Annotated in this window: 20 protein-coding genes; 13 read left to right on the top strand and 7 right to left on the bottom strand. The window is 70.8% G+C overall.

Annotation, left to right across the window (positions count from 1 at the left end; translation table 11 throughout):
• Positions 1-30: 30 nt before the first annotated feature.
• The gene (locus ACWEPL_RS08180; RefSeq protein ID WP_452435563.1) at positions 31-1,308 is read right to left on the bottom strand and encodes a coenzyme F420-0:L-glutamate ligase; all 1,278 of its coding nucleotides are present in this window, start codon (positions 1,306-1,308) and stop codon (positions 31-33) included.
• Positions 1,305-2,243: a 2-phospho-L-lactate transferase gene (cofD, locus tag ACWEPL_RS08175; protein WP_355190746.1), complete on the bottom strand. Its 939-nt coding sequence runs from the start codon at positions 2,241-2,243 to the stop codon at positions 1,305-1,307. The genes ACWEPL_RS08180 and cofD overlap by 4 nt, the downstream gene beginning before the upstream one ends.
• 180 nt (positions 2,244-2,423) lie before the next feature.
• Between cofD and ACWEPL_RS08170 the strand changes: the two genes are divergently transcribed.
• The 4 genes from ACWEPL_RS08170 to ACWEPL_RS08155 all read left to right on the top strand — a co-directional run bounded on the left by ACWEPL_RS08170 (position 2,424) and on the right by ACWEPL_RS08155 (position 9,480).
• The gene (locus ACWEPL_RS08170) at positions 2,424-4,640 is read left to right on the top strand and encodes a hypothetical protein (RefSeq protein ID WP_452435562.1); all 2,217 of its coding nucleotides are present in this window, start codon (positions 2,424-2,426) and stop codon (positions 4,638-4,640) included.
• A 317-nt stretch (positions 4,641-4,957) separates the two neighbouring features.
• Positions 4,958-5,218: a WhiB family transcriptional regulator gene (locus tag ACWEPL_RS08165; RefSeq protein WP_020546325.1), complete on the top strand. Its 261-nt coding sequence runs from the start codon at positions 4,958-4,960 to the stop codon at positions 5,216-5,218.
• Between the two features lie 117 nt (positions 5,219-5,335).
• On the top strand, positions 5,336-8,173 hold the full coding sequence (locus ACWEPL_RS08160; protein ID WP_452435561.1) for a glycosyltransferase: 2,838 nt from the start codon (positions 5,336-5,338) through the stop codon (positions 8,171-8,173).
• Positions 8,170-9,480 (top strand): DUF5719 family protein, encoded by a 1,311-nt coding sequence (locus tag ACWEPL_RS08155; RefSeq protein WP_452435560.1) that lies wholly within the window; start codon positions 8,170-8,172, stop codon positions 9,478-9,480. Before ACWEPL_RS08160 ends, ACWEPL_RS08155 begins: the two co-directional genes overlap by 4 nt.
• 320 nt (positions 9,481-9,800) lie before the next feature.
• Here the strand turns inward: ACWEPL_RS08155 and ACWEPL_RS08150 are convergent, their stop codons facing one another.
• Both ACWEPL_RS08150 and ACWEPL_RS08145 read right to left on the bottom strand, forming a co-directional pair.
• Positions 9,801-10,403 (bottom strand): YdcF family protein, encoded by a 603-nt coding sequence (locus ACWEPL_RS08150; RefSeq protein WP_452435559.1) that lies wholly within the window; start codon positions 10,401-10,403, stop codon positions 9,801-9,803.
• On the bottom strand, positions 10,400-10,552 hold the full coding sequence (locus ACWEPL_RS08145) for a hypothetical protein (RefSeq protein ID WP_452435558.1): 153 nt from the start codon (positions 10,550-10,552) through the stop codon (positions 10,400-10,402). The genes ACWEPL_RS08150 and ACWEPL_RS08145 overlap by 4 nt, the downstream gene beginning before the upstream one ends.
• A 208-nt stretch (positions 10,553-10,760) precedes the next feature.
• Here ACWEPL_RS08145 and ACWEPL_RS08140 point away from each other — a divergent pair, with 208 nt between their 5' ends.
• The 4 genes from ACWEPL_RS08140 (at position 10,761) to ACWEPL_RS08125 (ending at position 12,887) form a co-directional block, all read left to right on the top strand.
• Positions 10,761-11,144, top strand: a complete 384-nt coding sequence (locus tag ACWEPL_RS08140) for a VOC family protein (RefSeq protein ID WP_452435557.1) — start codon at positions 10,761-10,763, stop codon at positions 11,142-11,144.
• A gap of 18 nt (positions 11,145-11,162) precedes the next feature.
• Positions 11,163-11,468 (top strand): DUF1905 domain-containing protein, encoded by a 306-nt coding sequence (locus tag ACWEPL_RS08135; protein ID WP_452435556.1) that lies wholly within the window; start codon positions 11,163-11,165, stop codon positions 11,466-11,468.
• Positions 11,469-11,701: 233 nt separating this feature from the next.
• A complete protein-coding gene (locus ACWEPL_RS08130) occupies positions 11,702-12,271 on the top strand; it encodes a hypothetical protein (protein WP_452435555.1) in 570 nt (189 codons plus the stop codon).
• Between the two features lie 121 nt (positions 12,272-12,392).
• Positions 12,393-12,887: a pentapeptide repeat-containing protein gene (locus ACWEPL_RS08125; RefSeq protein ID WP_452435554.1), complete on the top strand. Its 495-nt coding sequence runs from the start codon at positions 12,393-12,395 to the stop codon at positions 12,885-12,887.
• Positions 12,888-13,005: 118 nt separating this feature from the next.
• On the opposite strand, the gene ACWEPL_RS08120 is transcribed toward ACWEPL_RS08125, so the two are convergent.
• Positions 13,006-13,497 carry an MOSC domain-containing protein gene (locus ACWEPL_RS08120; RefSeq protein WP_452435553.1) on the bottom strand — a complete coding sequence of 164 codons (492 nt, stop codon included), beginning with the start codon at positions 13,495-13,497 and terminating at the stop codon, positions 13,006-13,008.
• Between the two features lie 354 nt (positions 13,498-13,851).
• Positions 13,852-14,211, bottom strand: coding sequence for a metallopeptidase family protein (locus tag ACWEPL_RS08115; protein ID WP_221519419.1), 360 nt, complete (start codon positions 14,209-14,211; stop codon positions 13,852-13,854).
• Positions 14,212-14,727: 516 nt separating this feature from the next.
• On the opposite strand from ACWEPL_RS08115, the gene ACWEPL_RS08110 reads away from it, so the two are divergent.
• Genes ACWEPL_RS08110 through ACWEPL_RS08090 form a run of 5 tightly spaced genes read left to right on the top strand, consistent with a single transcriptional unit; the run spans position 14,728 to position 18,738 of the window.
• Positions 14,728-15,096: a DUF3499 domain-containing protein gene (locus ACWEPL_RS08110; RefSeq protein WP_219466545.1), complete on the top strand. Its 369-nt coding sequence runs from the start codon at positions 14,728-14,730 to the stop codon at positions 15,094-15,096.
• Positions 15,097-15,139: 43 nt separating this feature from the next.
• Positions 15,140-16,489, top strand: coding sequence for a phosphomannomutase/phosphoglucomutase (locus tag ACWEPL_RS08105; RefSeq protein ID WP_397368282.1), 1,350 nt, complete (start codon positions 15,140-15,142; stop codon positions 16,487-16,489).
• Complete coding sequence (locus ACWEPL_RS08100) at positions 16,486-16,653, top strand: Trm112 family protein (RefSeq protein ID WP_185070977.1); 168 nt, start codon at positions 16,486-16,488, stop codon at positions 16,651-16,653. The genes ACWEPL_RS08105 and ACWEPL_RS08100 overlap by 4 nt, the downstream gene beginning before the upstream one ends.
• Positions 16,650-17,756, top strand: coding sequence for an SIS domain-containing protein (locus ACWEPL_RS08095; protein ID WP_363962472.1), 1,107 nt, complete (start codon positions 16,650-16,652; stop codon positions 17,754-17,756). The genes ACWEPL_RS08100 and ACWEPL_RS08095 overlap by 4 nt, the downstream gene beginning before the upstream one ends.
• Before the next feature lie 49 nt (positions 17,757-17,805).
• Positions 17,806-18,738: a cation diffusion facilitator family transporter gene (locus ACWEPL_RS08090; RefSeq protein WP_350728389.1), complete on the top strand. Its 933-nt coding sequence runs from the start codon at positions 17,806-17,808 to the stop codon at positions 18,736-18,738.
• A gap of 3 nt (positions 18,739-18,741) precedes the next feature.
• Here ACWEPL_RS08090 and ACWEPL_RS08085 read toward each other — a convergent pair whose 3' ends face one another.
• The gene (locus ACWEPL_RS08085) at positions 18,742-20,448 is read right to left on the bottom strand and encodes a phosphatidylglycerol lysyltransferase domain-containing protein (RefSeq protein ID WP_363962473.1); all 1,707 of its coding nucleotides are present in this window, start codon (positions 20,446-20,448) and stop codon (positions 18,742-18,744) included.
• Positions 20,449-20,477: the final 29 nt, after the last annotated feature.

Here is a 20,477-nt window from a genome sequence, read left to right as displayed (position 1 = left end):
GCCCGTCTGACCTATCCTTTCGGGCCGCGGTCAGCGTGTGACGATGAAGTCGTCCGGGTCGCGGGGCGCGCGGTCGCGCGGCGGGGCGGCCGCGTGGCCGACGGCCACGCAGCCCATCGGGTCCCAGGAGCCGGGCAGGTCGAGCACCTCGCGGACGACCGGGCGGCAGAACATCGTGGACGACGCCCACGCCGAGCCCAGCCCCTCGACGGCGAGCTGGATGAGGAGGTTCTCCACCCCGGCGCCGGCCGCCGCGACGAACATCTCCCGCTCCGACGCGTTGCGCCGATCGTCGCGGTAGGTGTGGGAGCCCTCCATCACCAGGCACGGCACGATCAGGCAGGGCGCGTCGCGCAGCACGTCGCCCCGCTTGATCCGCTTGGCGATCGACTGCTCGCTGAACCCGTCGCCGCGCAGGTCCTCGATCCACGCGTCGCGCATGGCGTCGAGCAGCTTGGTGCGCGTCTCCGGCGACTCGACCAGCACGAACCGCCAGGGGGTCGTGTGGTGCGGCGCCGGCGCGGCGATGCCCGCCGCGACCGCCCTGCGTACCTTCGCCGGATCGACCGGCCGGTCCGAGAACTCCCTGGTCGTACGGCGCGCGAACACGACATCCCGCGACCCGTAGCGGAACAGGTCGTCGTCGGCCGGCCGCACCAGCGGCCTGACCCCGGGCCCGTCGTCGTCGGTGACCAGGTGGGACAGCCCGCGCACGATCGCCACCGGGACCCCGCCGAGCTTGCCCTTGACCAGCTCGGCCGCGCCCGCGATCTCGTCGGCCAGCGCGGTGACGGTGGCGTTGAGCTCGTTGCCGTAGCCGTCGGAGGTGCCACGGAAGTCGTCGAGCGGGCGCATGCCCGCCACTCCGATGGCCACGTCGGTGAGCCCGTTGCGCCACGGGCGGCCGAACGTGTCGGAGACGATCACGCCCGCCCGCACGGCCAGGCCCTTCCTGATGCGCCTGGCCGAGGCGTCGGAGTCTTCGGGGAGGAGGAGCACGGTGCCCGGCTCGGTGTTGGAGGCGTCGACCCCGGCGGCGGCCATGACGAAGCCGTGGCGGGTCTGGGAGATCACGGTGTCGCCCCGCCTGGCCACCACGCGCTCGGTCTCGTCCTCGATCGCCTTGGTGCGGTCGGGCGCCCTGCGGACGCGGCCCTCGGCCTTGCTGATGATCTTGGACGTGACGACCACGATGTCGCCGTCCCGCAGGCCGGCGTCCTTGAGCAGCTCCGCGATGTCGTCGCCGGGCCGCACCTCGCCGATGCCCTCGACGGCGATCACCTCGAAACGCCGGGGGGCGCTGGTCATCGGGCGAGCTCCTGGGCCAGGTCGAGCGCGGTGCGGGCGATGTCGGCGGCGGCGTCGGCGTCGTGCATGAGGATCGGCCGGGCGATCACCCGTACGCCGTCGAGCGCGACCCCTTCGTCCTCCTCCGCCACCAGCCACCCGTCGATCAGCTCCGGGCCGTACAGGTCGAGCACGGCCTGCGCCGTCGTCTCCACCCCGATGGCGGTCAGGCAGGCGTCGGCCATGCCCCTGACCGGCGCGCCGCCGATGATGGGCGAGACCCCGACCACGGTCTTGGGCAGCAGGGCGTCGCGGATGCCCGGGACCTGCAGGATCGTGCCGATGCTCACGACCGGGTTGGACGGCGGCAGGATCACCACGTCGGCCTGCTCGATCGCGTCGAGCACGCCCGGCGCGGGCTTGGCCGTGTCGGCCCCCACCAGCGCGAAGGACTGCGCCGGGACCGAGGCGCGCAGCCGCACCCACCACTCCTGGAAGTGGATGGCGCGCTTGCCGTTTTCGTCCTCGATCACCACGTGGGTCTCGCAGCGGTCGTCGGTCATCGGCAGCAGCCGCACGCCGGGCTGCCAGCGCGCGCACAACGCCTGCGTGATCTGGGAGAGCGGGTAGCCGGCCTCCAGCATCTGCGAGCGCACGATGTGGGTGGCGAAGTCGCGGTCGCCGAGCCCGAACCACTGCGGCTCCACGCCGTACGCGGCCAGCTCCTCCTTGACGACGTGGGACTCCTTGGCGCGCCCCCAGCCCTGCTCCTCGTCGATGCCGTTGCCCAGGGTGTACATCACGGTGTCGAGGTCGGGGCAGACCCGCAGGCCGAACAGGGTGATGTCGTCACCCGTGTTGCCGATGACGGTGATGGTGGCATCCGGCGCGGTCGCGCGCAGTCCGCGCAGGAAACGGGCGCCGCCGATGCCGCCCGCGAGTGACACGATGTGCATGCCGCCAGTCTTCCATCGGCCCCTGACAACCCTGTCGCGGGTGTGGTTTTACCCCACTTGTTATGAGAGAAGTGCCAGGTGTAGGCCGAATTGGGATGCAGGAGGTTCCTGGGACCCCCGCCACCCGAGTCGGTCATGTGGCAAACTCCCTTCGGGCTAAAGGGTCCGATGGGGGTACTTGTGAGCAAATTTGACGTCGCCCGGCTGAAGGAGCCGGGCGCATGGATCATGCTCGTCCTCGGCTTGCTGACAGTGCTGCTGGCGGTCGGCGACGTCCTGGTCGGCTCGTCGACGTCCCTGACCAGCCTGCCCAGGCGGGCGGCCGCGAACGTCCTGGACCTGGCGAACCCCGTCGTGCCCGCGCTGCTGCTCGGAGCCGTGCTGCTGGTCACCAAGGTCGGCGAACCGTCGCCCAAGGCCAAGCCGATCATGTACGGGTCGGCGGTCGGGCTGGTGCTGGCCACGGTGTTCGGCATGCTGTCGCTGATCCTCGGCCTGTTCTCCGGGCTCGGGGCCTGGCCGACGATGCAGCTGGTGCTCCTTGGCGTGCCTTCCGTCGCGTTGGTCGCCGTCGCGCTGGTGTACCTGATCCCGCAGATCCTGCCGGAGCGGCCCGTCGCGCAGGTCTACCACCACCCGAACCTCGGGCAGCAGGCGCCCTGGCAGCAGCAGTTCGGCCAGCCCGACCAGCCTCAGCAGTTCGGCCAGCCGGAGCAGCCCCAGCACTTCGGTCAGCCCGACCAGGCCCAGCAGGGCTTCGGTCAGCCGGAGCAGCCGCAGCAGGCCCCCGGTTTCGGGCAGCCCGAGCAGGCTCCCGGCTACGGCCAGGCTCCTTACGGCCAGCAGCCGCCCTCGGGCGCGTACGGTCCGCAGCCGGGCTTCGCCCAGCAGCCGCCGTCCGGCCAGCAGCCCGGCTACGGGCAGCAGCCCCCTTCCGGTCAGTACGGCCAGCAACCCCCGTCGGGCCAGTACGGTCAGCAGCCCCCGAGCTTCGGCGGCCAGCCCGAGCCCCAGGCCGCGCAACCGGAGCCGCAGCCCCAACTGCACGTGATCAGGGGCGCCCTGCCCGCCGCCCCCTCGGACCAGAGCCAGCCCGAGCAGCCCTACCCCGCGCCCAGCTTCGGCCCGCCGGAGCAGAGCCAGCCCGACCAGTCCTACTCCACGCCGAGCTTCAGCCCGTTGGAGCAGAGCCAGCCGGACCAGCCCTACGCGCCGCAGGGCTTCGGATCGGTCGATCAGAGCCAACCCGAGCAGCCCAACGCTCCCCAGGGCTTCGGATCGAACCAGCCTGGGCAGCCCTACGCCCCGCAGGGTTTCGGGTCGGGCCAGCCTGAGCCGTCCTTCGCCCCGCAGGGCTTCGGACCTGGGGAGGCCGGCCAGGGCTATTCCTCGCCGAGCTTCCAGCCGGTGGAGCCGCCCGAGCAGTCCTTCGCTCCCCAGGGCTTCGGACCGGGCCAGCCTGACCCGTCCTATGCCCCGCCGAGCTTCGGCTCGTCGGACCAGGGCCAGCCGGACCAGGCCTACGCCCCGCAGGGCTTCGCCCAGTCGGCCTACGCCCCCGCCGACACGGCCCCCTCGGTCCCCTCGGCCCAGGAGTACTCCACCCCGCCGGCCGTCGAGTACCAGCCGGCCCCGTACGTCCCGGCGGACAGCCAGCCGAGCGCCTACGGCCAGTCCAGCCCCAACCCGTACGCGCCGCCCGGGACCGACCAGCCCAGCCCGTACGCCCCGCCCGCGGACCAGCAGCCCAATCCCTACGCCCCGCCCGCGGACCGCCCGAACCCGTACGCGCCCCCGGAGCCCGCGCCCAACGCGTTCGCCGACCAGGCCTTCCCGACGCCGGCCGGCGACACCGCGCCGAGCGTCCCCTACCCGCCGGCCGCCGAACAGCAGCCGCAGCAGCCGTACTTCGGCCAGAGCGCCTTCGACCAGCAGGGCGGCCAGCCGTTCACCGGCTACTCGGGCCGCGAGTACGCCACCCCGTCCGCGTACCAGGAGCCCGACCCGCCCGTGGACCCGCGCTCCCAGCAGCTCATGGACGCCTACCAGCAGGCGGAGACGTACCAGCACTCCACCGGCCAGCACTCGACGGCCCAGCACTCCACCGCGGGCACCCAGCCGGAGCTGCGCGTGCCCGACTACTCCAGCCAGGGGCCCAGGTCGTACGAGGACCCGCTCGGCCACCCGCAGCACCACCAGCAGGGTGGTTACGAGCCCCAGCAGGGCCAGTACCGGCCCACCCACCAGGCGCCCCAACAGCAGCAGCCCTGGCCCCGCCAGGCGGAGCCTGTCGGCGACGCGACGATGCGGCTCGACTCCACCCCCTACGGCGCGCGCCCGGGAGACGACCCCATCGACCCTACGGCCATATACACGCCCAACGAGCCCCGCAGGTAACGGACCGGTAATGAACGACTAGAGAGAAGGTGGGGCCTGGGCGGGTGTCTATCCCGCCCTGGTACGGTTCGGACCGCTGACAGGTTGAACGAGCCTTACGACGCCGCGCGCAAAAGGGTGTCGGCCGGGCGTGAACATCACATGCCAAGCACACCGGGGCGAGCTCTGGTCTTTCCCCGGATAGCTGCATGCCGCTTGACGTCAGCTACAGCACACGCGTGTAATTACAACCATGTTGTTACGCCTTCCGATGGGTGGGTAATAAGGAAGGCGTCCATGGGGGGCTCCATTGCGGGCGGGCGGCAGGGAGGTGTGCAGTGACCGATCCGGTCATCGCACAGGATCAGCTTGACGCTGAAGAACTCGGCTGGCAGGAGCGCGCGTTGTGCGCGCAGACGGATCCGGAGGCGTTCTTCCCGGAGAAGGGCGGCTCCACCAGAGAGGCCAAGAAGGTCTGCCGATCGTGCGAGGTCCGTGCAGAGTGTCTGGAATACGCACTCGAGCACGATGAGCGGTTCGGCATCTGGGGAGGGCTGTCCGAGCGGGAGCGCAGACGGATCAAGCGCCAGGCCGTTTAGGTATATGGGCGGAAGGGTCACGCGGTCGAACGCGTGACCCTTTCCGCATCTGCTGTCCCGGCTGTCACAGGTATATGGTGGGCGCGCCTGCTCTACCCCCCTCAGGAGCATCCGCCCATGTCACGTCCCTATGTCACCGTGATCGTCGTCGCTCACGACGGCGCGCGCTGGCTGGGGGAGACGCTGCGTGCTCTGGTGAACCAGAGTCGCAGGCCGGACCGCGTGGCCGGCGTCGACAACGGCAGCAGGGACGGCTCGGCCGACCTGCTCGCCCAGGCGTTCGGCCGCGGCAACCTGATCTCCCTGCCGCGCTCCACCGGCTTCGGCGAGTCCGTCGCCGAAGTCCTCGCCAAGCTGCCACCCGCCGGAAGCGACGAGTGGATCTGGCTGCTGCACGACGACTGCGCCCCCGACAGGCGGGCGCTGGAGGCGCTGCTCACCGCGGCGGCGCAGGATCCGAAGGCCGCCGTGCTGGGCCCGAAGCTGCTCGACTGGCTCGACCGCCGGCGGCTGCTCGAAGTGGGCGTCACCGTGGGCCGTACCGGGCGCAGGGAGACGGGGCTGGAGCCGCGCGAGTTCGACCAGGGGCAGCACGACGGGACGCGGGACGTGCTGTCGGTGTCCACGGCCGGAATGCTCATCCGGCGCGACGTGTGGGAGCGGGTCGGCGGGCTGGACCCGTTCTTCCCGCTGTTCCGCGACGATCTCGACCTGTGCTGGCGGGTGCGCAACGCCGGGCACAAGGTCCTGAACGTGACCTCCGCCGTGGCCTGGCACGCCGAGGCGGCGGCTCGCAGGCGGCGCAGGATCACGGTCAGCGGCGACCATCCCCGCCGGCTGGACAGGCGTAACGCGATCTTCGTGGTGATGGCGAACCTGCCGTTCGGCGCGATGCTCTGGGCGCTGCTGCGGAACGTGCTCGGCTCGGCCTTCCGCACGGCGCTGTTCGTGGTGAGCAAACAGCCCGCGAACGCGCTGGACGAGCTGGCGGCGATGGCGTCGATCCTGCTGCATCCGTTCCGGCTGCTGCGGGCGCGCCGGGCCCGTCGCCCCGCCGGAAACAGGCAGGCCCGCAAGAAGGGATATATCCGCATAAAGCGGTTGATGTCCCCTCGGGGTGCGGCCTGGCGGCGGCTCATCGACATGGTGCAGAGCTTCCTCGCCGGCGAGGCGCCCGTGGACTCGACGGGCCGCCACCACCACGCCACCGCCTCCACCTCCGCCGAGGACGAGTACGAGGTCGTGCCGGCGGACACCGGCGCGGTCAAACGCTTCCTCAGCCGTCCCGGCGTCGTCCTCATGCTCGCGCTGACCGCGGTCGCGCTGGTCGCCGAGCGCTCCCTCCTCGGCGGCGAACGGCTCGGCGGCGGCGCCCTCGTCCCGGTCACGGGCGGCGCGGGCGACCTGTGGGCCTTCTACACCGAGGGCTTCCACGACATCGGGCTCGGCTCGAACGCCTGGACGCCCCCGTACGTCGCCGTGCTCGCGGCCCTGTCCACGCTCGCGTTCGGCAAGACGTGGCTGGCCGTGTCCGTGCTGCTGCTCGGCTCGGTGCCGCTGGCGGGCGCGACGGCGTACCTGGCCACCCGGCACGTCATCCCGGCGGTGCCCGCGCGGGCCTGGGCGGCGGGGACGTACGCGCTGCTGCCCGTCGCGACGGGAGCGATCGCGGCCGGACGGCTGGGCACCGCGGTGGTGTTCGTGCTGGTGCCGCTCTACGCCTCGCTCGGGACGGTGGTGCTGTCCGGCGAACGCCGCCGCGCCCGCCGGGCCGCGTGGGCGCTCGGGCTGCTGCTGGCCGTGGGGACGGCGTTCGCGCCCCTGGTCTATCCGCTGTTCGCCGTGCTGGGGGTGCTGGCGGCCGTCGCGTTCCGCGGCGCGGTGACCTCGATGGCCATCGCGCTGGCGGTGCCTCCGGTGCTGCTCTTCCCCTGGCTGGCGGGGCTGGTGACCTCCCCGGGCAAGATCCTGCTCGAAGCGGGGCTGCACGATCCCGCCCTGGTGGACGCCGCGCTCGCCCCCGAGTCGCTGCTGGCGCTCAGCCCGGGAGGGCCGGGGCTGCCGCCGTTCTGGGTGACCGGGGGCCTGGTGGTCACGGCGCTGGCCGCGCTCCTCATGCGCCGCCAGCGGATGATCGTCGCCATCGGCTGGGGCATCACCCTGTACGGGGTGCTGGCGGCGATCCTGGTCAGCCGCGTCACCGTCGAAGGCGCACGGGCCTGGCCAGGGGTCCCGCTGGCGTTCGCGGGGACCGGGCTGGTGGTCCTCGTGGGCCTGACCGCCCACCGCCTGGCCGAACTCCGTGCCGGAGGCGCGCTGCGCCGGCTGGGGGCGATGGCGGTGGCGGCGGTGGCGTTCAGCACGCCGCTGCTGGCGGCCGGGTACTGGGTGGCCACCGGGGTGCGGGGACCGCTCGTGGGCGACGTGCCGGACGTGCTGCCCGTGCTGGCCGCCGCCCGTACCACGCAGGGGGAGCGCACGCTGGTGATCAAGGGCTCCTCGTTCACCGTGCTGCACGGCCGTACCCCGCTGATCGGCGAGTCGGAGCTCCCGGTCGAGTCCGAGGCCCGCACCCGCCTGGGGGCGGCGGTCGAGGGCCTGGTCGGCGGGCGCGGCGGCGACGCGGCCATCCTGGGCAAGCTCGGCGTGGGCATGGTGGCCGTGGCGCCGCCCGTCTCCGCCGAACTGGCCAGGACGCTCGACTCGCAGCCGTCGCTGGCGCGCATGAGCCTGTCGGAGGCGGGCGGGCTGTGGCGGCTGGCCGAGCCGGTCGTCCGCGTACCCGCCCAGCCGGTCAGCGCCCTGCACACGCCCTGGCTGTGGACCCAGGCGGTGCTGGTGCTGGTGATCGCGGTGCTGGCGGCGCCGGGGCGGCGCGAAAGCGCCCCCGAGGCCGTGGAGGCGCCGCCGGCGGTCGCCGCCAGAATGGCCGTGAACGTGGCGGGTGGGCGATGAAGGCGTTCGTGGAGAACCGGTTCGGGCTGCCGGCGCTGGTCGTCGTGGCACTGGCGGCCCTGTACGGCGTCGCGTACGTCACCAGGCCGGCCCCTTCGGCGGCGGCCGCCCCGCAACCGCAACCCAGGAAGGTCGCCGTCGAGTCGGTCACCGCGGTGTGCCCCGGTGCCAAGGGCGAGCGGGTCAGCGTCTACCTGCCCGGCACGCTCACCCACGAGCCGATGCGCGACGCCAAGCCGTACGTGACGAAAGGCCCCGGCGGGCTGGAGGCCGGCTACCTCACCCGCGCCACCCAGGGCGCCGGCCGCGGCCTCGCGGGAGTCCGCTGCACCGAACCCGCCCCCACGACCTGGCTCGTGGGCCCCGGCCCCGCCAACGCCGACGTCCGCCTGCACCTCACGAACGCCGACAAGGCGCCGGCCCTGGCGGACGTACAGGTCTACGCGGCGGAAGGCCCCATCTCGGGCGACAAGGGCATCGGCCTGGAGATCGCGCCCGGCGAACACCGCGAGATCGACCTCAAGACCATCGCCCCGTCGGCGGACATCATGGCCGTGAGCGTCACCACCGCCTTCGGCCGCCTCGCCGTCGCCGCCAGGACCGCCCTCGAAACCGGCGGCGTCGACTGGCTCCCCTCGGCCGCCCCGCCCGCCACCCGCGTCGTCGTACCCGGCCTCCCCGGTGGCGGCGGCCGCCGCGAACTCCTGGTCGCCGCCCCCGGCGAGAACGACGCCCAGGTGCGGATCAAGGCGGTGAGCGAGGACGCCGAGTACGCCATGAAGGGCCGCGAGTCGTTGGACGTGCCCGCCGGCAGCGTGGTCTCCCTGGACGTCACCACGGGCGTGGGCGGCTCTTCGGCGGCCCTGGTCCTCACCTCACCCACCCCGATCGTGGCCGGCCTCGTCATCACGGGCACGGGAGGACGCTCGGACGTCGCCTTCACCGCCGGCACCCCCGCGCTGGACCTGGGCAGCACGGTGGCCCGCAACGGCCCGGGCTCGAAGCTGATCCTCACGGCCGTCGGCGTCCCCGGCAAGGTACGGATCCAGGTGATACCCGAGAAGGGCCGGCCGGAGGAGCCGTTCGAGGTGTCGATACCGGCGGGCCGCACGAAGAACGTCAAACTGAGACCGAAGGGGGACTACGCGCTGGCGGTCACGCCGGTCGCGGGGGAGGTCTACGGCGCGAGAGTGATCGAGGACCACCTGAAAACCGGCCTCCTCCTCACCACCCAGCCCCTGGCCCCATCCCGCCTGTGGACCCTCCTCCCACCCTTGACCGACACCCCCAACGTGGTTGCGCCTTAGACCCCGGGAACCGCATGGAGCTCCGCGTTGCGAGGCGCTTCGCGCGGCTCCGGGCAGCGCTTCCCAAGGGGGCCAGCCCCCTTTCGATCCCCCAAAGGCGAGGTCCTCGCACGGGGGCGCGCTTCGCGCGATAGGGAGCTCGGGCAGCGCCCTGTGGGGGCAAGCCCCCACACCCCTGGCGAGGGGCTTTCCAGCCCCTCGCGCTCCCCGGCCCCGGCCCGCCGGAAATACGGAATATCCGTAACCTACGGAGACGGATGATCTCCTGAACAGGCGCTACTCGGCGCCCTTCCTGAGCCCGTTTGTCGCAGAGCGTTCGCTCAGCGCCATGCCCCGTCTTCGCGTCGTAGCTCAGGGAGGCTGCCGTCTGCGACGCGACGGGACACCTCCTCCCACTCGCGGCTGACCCGCCGTTTGCCGTCAGGGCCAGACTGCCAGTTCGCCCGCGTCACTGGTTTGCCGGCGTAGACAGGTTCCCAAGCGATGGCGTGGAAGGCCCCGATCTCCGGCACGAGGGACTTGAGCATGTGCACGGTGCGAAGGTGGTACCACTTGGACACAGCGGTGATAACCAGCCCCACGCGCAGGGCTTCCTGAAGGAAGGGAAGCGCGAACTCGACGTTCTGCCAGGTGTTGGCGGATCGGTCTTCGCAGCGGATGACGGCTTCGGGCACACCACGCTCGATGAGGAGGCGATGGAAGGTGCGTGCCTCGACGATCCCGTTGTGACGGTTCACTCCGCCAGTAGCGATGATCAGCTGGGCGAGCCCCCTGTGGTACCGGTCGGCCGCGATCTCGGCCGGTTGCGGTTGATTGGTGCCGAAGAGGATGAGCGCCGTGCGGCAATCGTCAGGCGGAGGCGCTTCGACATCCACGAATGCGGTGATCTCGGCGACCCTGTCCGGACTGATGTCGTCGGTCATCCACGCTCCTCAGCAGCGCGCGGGAGCTGCAGATAATGTGCAGCCGGGGCGTTGATCGCTTCCAGGTGACGGGCACGGTACTCGGTGGTCTGATTAGCATCAGCGAATTGCCGGACCAGCACCTTGTCAAGCTTTTCCGCCAGCACCATGGAGTCGGCTGCCGGACAGAGCGGCACCGGCGTCCTCCCGCCCGGCGGGCTGACCATGACGGTCCCGCTGACAGCTGGCCGGCGGGTACGAACCCCCCGGGCCCTGTACAGCTCAGCGCGCGCGTCGTCATTTCACCTCGACGTTCCGCGATGAGTTTCGGGCGGTTCGCGAGTCCGACCAGGTGAACCGAACGATAGGAGGCCCGAAGTGGGCGAGCGAGTGAGTACGGGGGTCACCGGCGTCAGGACCGTCGGCGTTCCCGTCACCGACCAGGACCGTGCCGTCGAGTTCTATGTGGGCACACTGGGACTGGAGAAGCGGCTGGACGCGCCCGTCGAACAGCTCGGCGGGCGATGGATCGAGGTGGCGCCGCCGGGAGCGACGACCACGATCGCGCTGATCCTGGCGGCTCCCGGGACGGCGGTCGGAGTCGAGACGGGCGTCCGGCTCGGCACGGCGGACGCGGCGTCCCTGCACAAGGAGCTGGTGGAGCGCAAGGCCGACGTGGACGAGCTGCTGCGGTGGGAGGGCGTCCCGCCGATGTTCGCCCTCCGTGACCCGGACGGCAACGGCCTCGAGATCGTCGAATAGCGGAGAGGGGAACCTGCGATGAGTGGCGCTACGCGAGCGGATGACGTGGTCCAGGAGCTCGACAAGGAGTTCGCCGCGACACTGGTGAAGAGCCCGAACAAGGGTGGTTGGACGTATGTCGTGATGCCCGGGTCCGCCGAGTTCTTCGGCACCCGGGGACTGGTGAAGATTCGGGGGACCATCGACGGTCACCCGTTCCGGAGCTCGTTCATGGCTCTGGGGGACGGCACGCACAAGCTGCCGGTGAAGAACGACGTACGGGAGCTGATCGGGAAGGGGCCTGGGGACAGCGTCACCATTCGCCTGCTGGGCCGGATCAAGTAACGGGGTGCAGGGAGTGCGAGTGTCTGTCGGCCTCCTTCGGCTCGGCTGCACCGGGCCGCATCTCCGGTCTTCGCTGCTGACGTCCACCTCCTGAGCGAGGCCCTGGACACCGAGCGCGATCTGGCGTCGCGCGGCACCTTCCCGCTCCATGTCACCTGGACAACGACCACCAGTCGAAATAGCCCAGACCTTATTCGCCCAGCTCAGCCGCTCCTTCGGATGGAGCTGAACCCGTGCTCATCGTCCGGCTGGGTGCCCAGCGGAACGTGCGCGCCGACATTGGCATCCAACAGCGCATGAACGTACGTCGCCTCATATATTCGACCGCTCTGGCAGCCCCGGTTCTGTACGCCGCGGTCAACATGACCGCGCTCCAGCTGATCGCCCATCCGACGGGAGAACTCAATCCCTGGTACGAAGAGCCATGGAATGACATGCTGCTGAAACAGCTGGAGCAGGAGGTCACGCATGCGCGGAATGTGACGCTCGGCATCACCCTGGTCCTGGCCGCCGAGGCGGTTCTCATCGCCGTGCTCGACCGGCTGAACCGTCGATCACCCTCCAGGTCCACCGTGCCGACCGGCGTCTGGTTCATCCTGTACGAACTGACTCTGGTCATGGGAGTGCTGCTCTCTCCCCTGACACGGTTTTGGCTGCTCAATGACGATGGCGATCTTGAGATGATGGCTCCCGAGTGGCATTCTCCGGCGTTGATCGCCATTCCCGTCCTCACTCTCATAGGCCTGATCGCTTGGATGTCCGGCCCGCCGGATGCCGTACCGGGTCCGCGCGATGAGCGGTGAGGAGGTCGGCGCGCCTCGCGGACAGCGTCGCCGCGATATGACCGAGGGAAAATGGCAGCCATGACCGTCATGAGGTTCGGTGGGGAGCCTGCGTTAGCGAGCGACTTCGGGGTTGTACGCGATGGAGCAGATCGCGGGTGCCGCGCCGCACTACCGCGGTCACGCCGCCGCCCTGCTGGCCTCCTTCGTCCGGTTGCACGCGCCCTGGCCGCCAAGCCGTCCGACGCAGGAGGTCGACCTTGAACGGAAGCGTTTTCACGGAGGGCTGCGCGACGATATCGGCGCGGCGATGGCGGTGCTCAGCCGACGAACGATGGTCCTTCCAGGCGACAGCATCGAGCTGGAGAAGATCGATCTACGGGCTGCCGACCTGGCCGGTTACGATCTGAGCCGATTCTGCTTCGCCGGATCCAACCTCGAGGGCGCGATCCTGACCGGATGCAACCTCACGGAGGCCACCTTCGCCAGCGCCATCCTGCGGAACGCCGACCTGACCGGCGCCGGTCTTTCTGGAGCGGATCTGAGCGATGCCGATCTCGCAGGGGCTGTCGGCATCGATTCGGGTCGGGTGGAGCCGACTCCGGCTGACGGTCGTGGCGCGGCTGGAGGGCCCTAGAGCGGGGCCCATGGGCCCATGGCAGCAGGCGAAACCAAGGGGAGCGCACCCAGAACAACGACGCCGGGCTCTCTGTCCCTCACCCCCGCCGGCGCGGGCGATCCCCTGAAGCCGACCTCTAAGCGGAGCGCCTGCGTACCGATTCCTTTTCCTCTGGCGGCAGGGCCTCGGCGACCAGCAGCCACGGCAGTAGTTCCGGCTCCAAGGTCATCGCACGGAAGACCAGCGCGACGGTCACATCATGATCGGGCCGGTGCACGATCTCGACCGGGTCACCGGCGCGGATATCACCGGGCTCGATCACGCGCAGATACGCGCCCGGCCGTGCGGCCTGTGTGAAACGCTTGATCCAGCCGTCACGCTCCAGCCAGCCCTGGAAGGTCCCACACGGGATCCGCGCGCACGACACCTCCAGGACGACGTCCGGCCCGATCCGCCAACGTTCACCGATCAGGGCACCGTTGACGTCCAGGCCCAGACTTGTGAGGTTCTCCCCGAAGACGCCGTTTGTGAGCGGCCTGCCCAACTCGGCCTCCCAGGTGTCGAGATCCTCGCGGGCATACGCGTAGACGGCCTGGTGAACGCCGCCATGGTGCTTCACGTCGTACACCCGATCGCCGGCGAGACCGACCTCACCGGTGCCCTTCGGGCCCGGGGCTCTCACAGCGACCGGGTTGTGGACGGGCCGCTTGTCGATGCCCGTCGCGCTCAGGCCCTTCCAGGGGTTGGGCCGGGGTCTGCCGATGTTGACGGAGAGGAGCCTCATAAGGCGTGACGGTACGGCCCTCATCCACGCTCTCGCGACTGATTTCTCGTCGCGGGCCCCCGCAGGGCGCCGGCCGAGCTCCCCACCGCGCGAGGACCGCGCCTTCAGGGGATCCGGAAAGGGACGGGTCTCCTTGGGAGGCGATCCGGGCGAAGCGTCCCCCATGCGAGGATCGCGCCCCGGGGATCCGTACGGGGCTCAGCGGCGGTCGTCGTAGCCGGGGTCGACGGTTTCGGGGGAGAGGCCCAGGAGGGTGGCCACTTGTTCCACCACCGTGTCGTGGACCATGGCGCCCAGGGTGTCCCGGTCTCTGGCGCGTGCTTCGAGCGGGCGGCGGTAGACCACGATCGACGCCGGGTTCTGGCCGGTTGCGGCGTCGGCGCGGCCGAAGGGGATCGGGTCGGTGCCCAGGCTCGGGCCGTCGCCGAGTTCGCTCAGCGGAGGGACCTCTTCCACCGCGAACTCCACCGCCGACAGCTGGCGCTCCCAGCGGGGGCGCAGGCGGTCGACCGCGTCCAGCACGAGGTCGTCGAAGCGCTCGCTCCGGGACTTGGCCATGGGCACGTGGGAGGGAGCGAGCGGGCCGCGGAGGCCACGACCGTGGCGATCGCGCCGTCTGGGACCGCGCTTCTGTGTCACGCAAGCAAGTGTACGGGGATGGCCTGTCGATTCTGAGGAACGGTGTCACCTCTCCGCGCCTCTGGGTGATGTTCCGAGGTTCTGGGTGGTCGTCGCCACCGTGAAAGGTCGTGGGGCGCTGAGGCGTTGGCTGTAGCCCGGCGTTCGGGTGGGGTGTCGGGGTGTCGGTCGTGCTTCGGCGTTCGGGTGGGCCGGGGTGTGTGATCTCTGGGGGTGGGGTGCGGCGTTGCCGCTCCCCACCGCGCGTTGATCCCCTTAGGCTTTGAGGAAGCGTCACCGCTCACCACCTCTACGTGATCCCCCAAGGTCCGGAGGGCCGGTGTCTTCGGGGCATGTGGGTGGAAAGGCTGCGACAGGTGTCCGAATTGTGGCGACACGCTCGTTAAGAGCGCTCAGATAGTGGCGCCTCGCACACTTACCAGATACGGTCCCTCCGTGAGCCCCGTCCGCCGCTGTTCCCGCACCGCCTGCAGTCAGCCTGCCGTCTTCACGCTCACGTACGTATACGCCGACTCGACCGCTGTTCTCGGCCCCCTGGCGACGTACGCGGAGCCACACTGTTACGACCTGTGCGCCGAACATGCCGAGCGGTTGACCGCTCCCCGAGGCTGGGAAGTGGTACGGCTGCCGACGGACGGCAACTCCCCGAGTTCCGACGACCTCGAGGCGCTGGCCAACGCGGTCAGGGAGGCCGCGCGGCCCACGCCGTCCGGCGGCGGTGAGCCGGTCGGTCAGGGCGTGGAGGTCGGTCGCCGGGGGCACCTGCGCGTTCTGAGGTCGGCTCAGCAGCACCGCGACCGGTAGGCTCGATTACGCCGGAGAATCGACCCAAGGGCGGAGCTGGAGAGTGGGCGACCTCGCCAAGATCTTCAAAGCGTACGACGTTCGCGGAGTGGTGCCCGAGGAGCTCGACGAGCCGACCGCAGAGGCCGTGGGGGCCGCCTTCGTCGAAGTGACCGGGGCCGAGTCGATCGTGGTCGCGCACGACATGCGCGAGTCCTCGGTTCCGCTGGCGGAGGCGTTCATCAGGGGCGCCCGTTCGCGTGGCGCCGACGTGGTGCACGCCGGGCTGGGCTCCACCGATCTGCTCTACTACGCCAGCGGCAGCCTGGGGCTGCCCGGGGTGATGTTCACCGCCAGCCACAACCCCGCCCGCTACAACGGCATGAAGATGTGCCGGGCCGGTGCGGTGCCGATCGGCGGCGACACGGGGCTCATCGACATCCGTGACCGGGCCGCCGAGCTGGTGGGCGTCACGGCCACCCCCGGCGGGTCGGTGATCGAGAAGGACCTGCTGCAGGGCTACGCCGACCACCTGCGCACGCTCGTCGACCTGTCGCGCATCCGGCCGCTCAAGGTGGTCGTCGACGCGGGCAACGGCATGGGCGGGCACACCGTCCCGGCCGTGTTCGAGGGGCTGCCGATCGAGCTGACGCCGCTCTACTTCGAGCTGGACGGCGACTTCCCCAACCACGAGGCCAACCCGATCGAGCCGCAGAACCTCGTCGATCTCCAGCGGGCCGTGGTCGAGAGCGGGGCGGACCTGGGGCTGGCGTTCGACGGTGACGCCGACCGGTGCTGGGTGATCGACGAGCAGGGGCGGTCGGTCTCGCCGTCGGCCGTCACGGCGCTGGTCGCGACGCGGGAGCTGGCCAAACACCCCGGCTCGACGATCATTCACAACCTGATCACGTCGCTGGCCGTCCCCGAGATCGTGCGCGAGCAGGGCGGGGTGCCCGTGCGCACGCGCGTCGGGCACTCGTTCATCAAGGCCGAGATGGCCCGTACGGGAGCCGTCTTCGGCGGTGAGCACTCGGCCCACTACTATTTCCGCGACTTCTGGTTCGCCGACTCCGGGATGCTGGCGGCGCTGCACGTGCTGGCCGCGCTGGGCGAGCAGGAGCGCCCGCTGTCGGAGGTGGTGGGGGTCTACTCGCGCTACCACGCCTCCGGCGAGGTCAACAGCACCGTGGCGGACCAGGGCGACGCGTTGCGGCGGGTGCGGGAGGCGTTCGCGGCGCGGGGGGAGTTCGACGAGCTCGACGGGCTGACCGTGACCGGGCCGGACTGGTGGTTCAATGTGCGGGCGTCCAACACCGAGCCGCTGCTCAGGCTGAACGCCGAGGCGGCCGACGAGAGCACAATGAGGGCGATCAGGGACGAGGTCCTCGCCATCGTGGGAAGGGTGTCAGAGTGAAGATCGACGACTGGCTGCTGGAGATCCTGGCCTGTCCGGCCTGCAAGGCTGCCTTGCGTGCCGAGAACGAGGCCGAGGAGCTGGTCTGCACGGGCTGCGGCCTGATCTATCCGGTACGGGATGACATCCCCGTCCTGCTCGTCGACGAGGCCAGGAAGCCGTGACCTGGGAGCCGGAGCGGCTCGACGACCAGCGTCACCTCAGCGAGGCAGATCCCGGCGGGATGCTGCCGGCGGTCGCCTCCTCGGCGGCGCACGTACGCACCGGCTACCGCACCGCGGTCGAGGCCCGCGTCGGCCGCCTGGCCGACCATGGGCGCCCGCGCGCCATCGTGGTCGCGGGCATGGGCGGCTCGGGCATCGTCGGCGACATCCTGGCGGCGATCGTCGGCAACGGCGCGCCGCTGCCGATCGTCACGCTGCGCTCCTACCAGCTCCCCGGCTGGGTGGGCGCCACAGACCTGGTCGTGGTCGTGTCCGGCTCGGGCGACGCCGAGGAGACGGTGTCCGTCGCCACCCAGGCGGTCCGGCGCGGATGCGCGCTGCTCGGCGTGGGCGCCCCCGGCTCCCCGCTGGAGGCCGTCGCCACCCAGGCCTCGGCGATCTACGTGCCGGTGCCGGTCACCGGCCCGTCCAGGGCGAGCCTCTGGCTGCTGGCCTCCCCGGTCATCGTGGCCGCCGCCGCGCTGCGGCTCGTCCAGGCCGACGCCGACCTGTTCGAACGGGTGGCCAAGACGCTGGAGGACATGGCGCACCGGTGCCGGCCGTCCAGCGAGTCGTTCATCAACCCCGGCAAGTCGCTCGCCATGGATCTGGCCGAGAGCGTGCCGATGATCTGGGGGTCGTCGCCCGTCGCGTCGGTGGCGGCGTACCGGCTGGCCTGCCAGCTCAACACCAACGCGAAATACCCCGCCGTCCACGGCGAGCTGCCCGAGGCCGGCCACAACCAGGTCGAGGTCTTCGACGGGCCGCTGGCCGAGCGCGACATCTTCGCCGACACCGCCGGGCGCACGCTCCGGCTCGTCGTGCTGCGCGACGTCGAGGAGCATCCCCAGGTGGCGCGGCGGCGCGAGACGTCGGTACGGCTGGCGCGGGAGCGCGACGTGCCGGTGACGGAGCTGTCGGCGGAGGGCGAACATCCGCTGGAACGGATGGCCACGCTGATCGCGCTCGGCGACTACGCGAGCACATATCTGGCGCTCGGATATGCCATCGATCCGACCCCTGTGTCAGCGATCACTGAGCTGAAGGCCAGAATTTCGCAATAGGATCCCTTTTCAGGCCTTTGTACTTGATCTTTATGAGTGGAGCAGACCGGTGAGCGCGAGCGGCGGTACTAAAGCGATCATTGCGGCCTTGACCGCGAACCTGGCAATCGCCGTGTCCAAATTCGTGGCCGCGTTCTTCACCGGGTCGTCCTCGATGCTGGCGGAGGGCATTCACTCGGTCGCCGACTCGGGCAACCAGGTGCTGCTGCTGGTGGGCGGCAAGCGGGCGGCCAGGGCCAGCACGAAGGAACACCCGTTCGGCTACGGCCGCGAACGTTACTTCTACGCCTTCGTGGTGGCCGTCGTGCTGTTCACGATCGGCGCGGCGTTCTCGATTTACGAGGGCATCCACAAGCTCTCCGCTCCGGAGCCGGTGGAGGCGCCGATCTGGGCGTTCGCGGTGCTGATCTTCGCGATCATCGCCGAGGGTTTCTCGTTCCGCACGGCCATCAAGGAGTCGAACGCCGTACGCGGCAAGCTGTCGTGGGTCGCGTTCGTCCGCCGGTCCAAGTCGCCCGAGCTGCCGGTCATCCTCCTGGAGGACCTGGGCGCGCTGCTCGGTCTGATCTTCGCGCTGTTCGGCGTGACGATGGCGGTCATCACCGGTGACGGCACCTGGGACGGCATCGGCACCCTGATGATCGGCGTGCTGCTGGCCGTGATCGCGGTGGTGCTGGCCATGGAGACCAAGTCGCTGCTGGTCGGCGAGGGCGCCACCCCCGAGATGGAGGCCCAGATCCGGTCCGCGCTGGAGGGCTCGCCCGAGGTGGCCAGGGTCATCCACATGCGCACGTTGCACCTGGGCCCCGAGGAGCTGCTGGTGGCGGCCAAGATCGCGGTGGCGTACAACGACACGGCGGCCGAGGTCGCGAAGGGCATCGACGAGGCCGAGCGGCGCATCCGCGAGGCCGTGCCGATCGCCCGCGTGATCTACCTGGAGCCCGACCTGGACCGCCTCCGCAGCAGCACCTCCGCCTCCTGACGTTCACGACGTGAGCTGGGCCGGGCGGAGGCGCGGGAGGCGCAGCCGGGGCCTGCGGGGCCGGCCCAGCGTGATGAACGCCTCGGCCTGCAACGCCGAGACACCGATGCGGGGCAGGTCGCGGGCGTTCGGATAGACCACGAAGCGGGGCTCCCAGATCGGCCGGAACTTGGCGTTGAACCGGTACAGCGACTCGATCTGGAACCAGTGCGACAGGAAGATCAGCAACGCCCGCCAGGCCCGCAGCACCGGTCCGGCCCCGAGGCGCTCCCCGCGGGCCAGGACCGCGCGGAACATGGCGAAGTTCAGTGAGACCTGCGTGATGCCCAGGGCCGGCGCGGCCTGGAGGGTCTTGACGATCAGGAACTCGTTGAGCCCCGGATCGGCGCCGCGGTCGCGCCGCATCAGGTCGAGCGAGATGCCGCGCGGCCCCCACGGCACGAAGTGCAGCACGGCCTTGAGCTCGCCGTCCTTGTGGGCGGTGGCCACCAGGCACTGGGAGTCGGCCGGGTCGCCGAGGCGGCCGAGCGCCATGGAGTAGCCGCGCTCGGTCTCGGTGCCGCGCCAGGAGTCGGCCGCCTGCTGGACGCGTTCGCGCTCCTGGCCGGTCAGGTCGGCGCTGCGGCGCACGTGGCACGTGTAGCCGTTCCGCTCGGTCCTGTTGACCATCTGGCGGACGTTGCGCATGGCGCGGCCCTCCAGCGTGAAGTCGGCGACGTCGACGATGGCCTCGTCGCCGATCTCCAGCGCGGACAGCTTGGCCTCGCGCGTCCACACCTCGCCGCCGGTCTCGCCGCAGCCGATGACGGCGGGTACCCAGGCGTGCCGCCTGGCCTCGTTCATGAACACCTTGATCGCCGCCGGCCACGCCTCGCGGTCGCCGATCGGGTCGCCGCTGGCCAGCATGACCCCGGACACGACGCGATAGGCGATGGCCGCCTTCCCCGAGGGGGAGAACAGGACGCTCTTGTCCCGCCGCAGCGCGAAGTAGCCGAGCGAGTCGCGTTCGCCGTGCTGGGCGAGCAGGGCGCGCAGGCGCCGCTCGTCGTCCTCGGTGAGCTCGGCGGCCGGACGCTCGGGGCGCAGCGCCAGGTAGAGCGTGGAGACGGCGGTGAGCGTGCCGAGCGCGACCAGGGAGAAGTAGACCAGGTCGGAGATCCGCTCGACGGTGAACGTGACCGGGCCCTCGATCCCGACCAGGCCGAGCAGGACGTGTTCGAGGCGGTCGAGCACGCTCGGACGGCCCACGATCACGTGCGGGCGGGCGCTGATGATGAGGTAGCCGAGGCCCACGTCGATGGCGCCGAGCACGAGCAGGTTCCCCAGGGCGCGCCAGCGCGAGCGCGGGTCGGGCAGCGCGGAGAACTCACCCCTGCCCCACACGAGCAGGACCAGCAGGGCGAGGCTGATCACGGCCGAGACCGGACGCAGGTGGACGAAGCTCACGGCGGCGCTCACCGGGAGCAGCAGCACGACCGCGCGCCAGGCGCGCACCTTCCCGCGGCGCAGCGCGTGCGCGAGCATGATCAGCATGATGCCGACGACCAGGGAGGACGCTCGGGCGAAGGTCGTGACGATGCCCGGCAGGATGTCCGTCCACACACCCATGCGGCTGTGCTCGAAACGGGGGAACACCGCCTTGCTGATGTCCAGCAGACCCACCACCAGCGACGCGTAGGCGGCGACGGCACGAATCCAGGAGCGCTTCACACTCCGAGATTGAAGACCCGGCCGGGTAA

It is taken from the genome of Nonomuraea sp. NPDC004186 (assembly GCF_053603495.1).
This window is presented reverse-complemented; position numbering and strand designations above follow the sequence as displayed.

What these genes read in the sequence shown, in the direction of transcription:
- ACWEPL_RS08180 (WP_452435563.1), bottom strand. Translation starts at nt 1,308, where the DNA reads ATGACCAGCGCCCCCCGGCGTTTCGAGGTGATCGCCGTCGAGGGCATC.
- cofD (WP_355190746.1), bottom strand. Translation starts at nt 2,243, where the DNA reads ATGCACATCGTGTCACTCGCGGGCGGCATCGGCGGCGCCCGTTTCCTG.
- ACWEPL_RS08160 (WP_452435561.1), top strand. Translation starts at nt 5,336, where the DNA reads ATGTCACGTCCCTATGTCACCGTGATCGTCGTCGCTCACGACGGCGCG.
- ACWEPL_RS08155 (WP_452435560.1), top strand. Translation starts at nt 8,170, where the DNA reads ATGAAGGCGTTCGTGGAGAACCGGTTCGGGCTGCCGGCGCTGGTCGTC.
- ACWEPL_RS08150 (WP_452435559.1), bottom strand. Translation starts at nt 10,403, where the DNA reads ATGACCGACGACATCAGTCCGGACAGGGTCGCCGAGATCACCGCATTC.
- ACWEPL_RS08145 (WP_452435558.1), bottom strand. Translation starts at nt 10,552, where the DNA reads ATGGTGCTGGCGGAAAAGCTTGACAAGGTGCTGGTCCGGCAATTCGCT.
- ACWEPL_RS08135 (WP_452435556.1), top strand. Translation starts at nt 11,163, where the DNA reads ATGAGTGGCGCTACGCGAGCGGATGACGTGGTCCAGGAGCTCGACAAG.
- ACWEPL_RS08125 (WP_452435554.1), top strand. Translation starts at nt 12,393, where the DNA reads ATGGAGCAGATCGCGGGTGCCGCGCCGCACTACCGCGGTCACGCCGCC.
- ACWEPL_RS08115 (WP_221519419.1), bottom strand. Translation starts at nt 14,211, where the DNA reads ATGGCCAAGTCCCGGAGCGAGCGCTTCGACGACCTCGTGCTGGACGCG.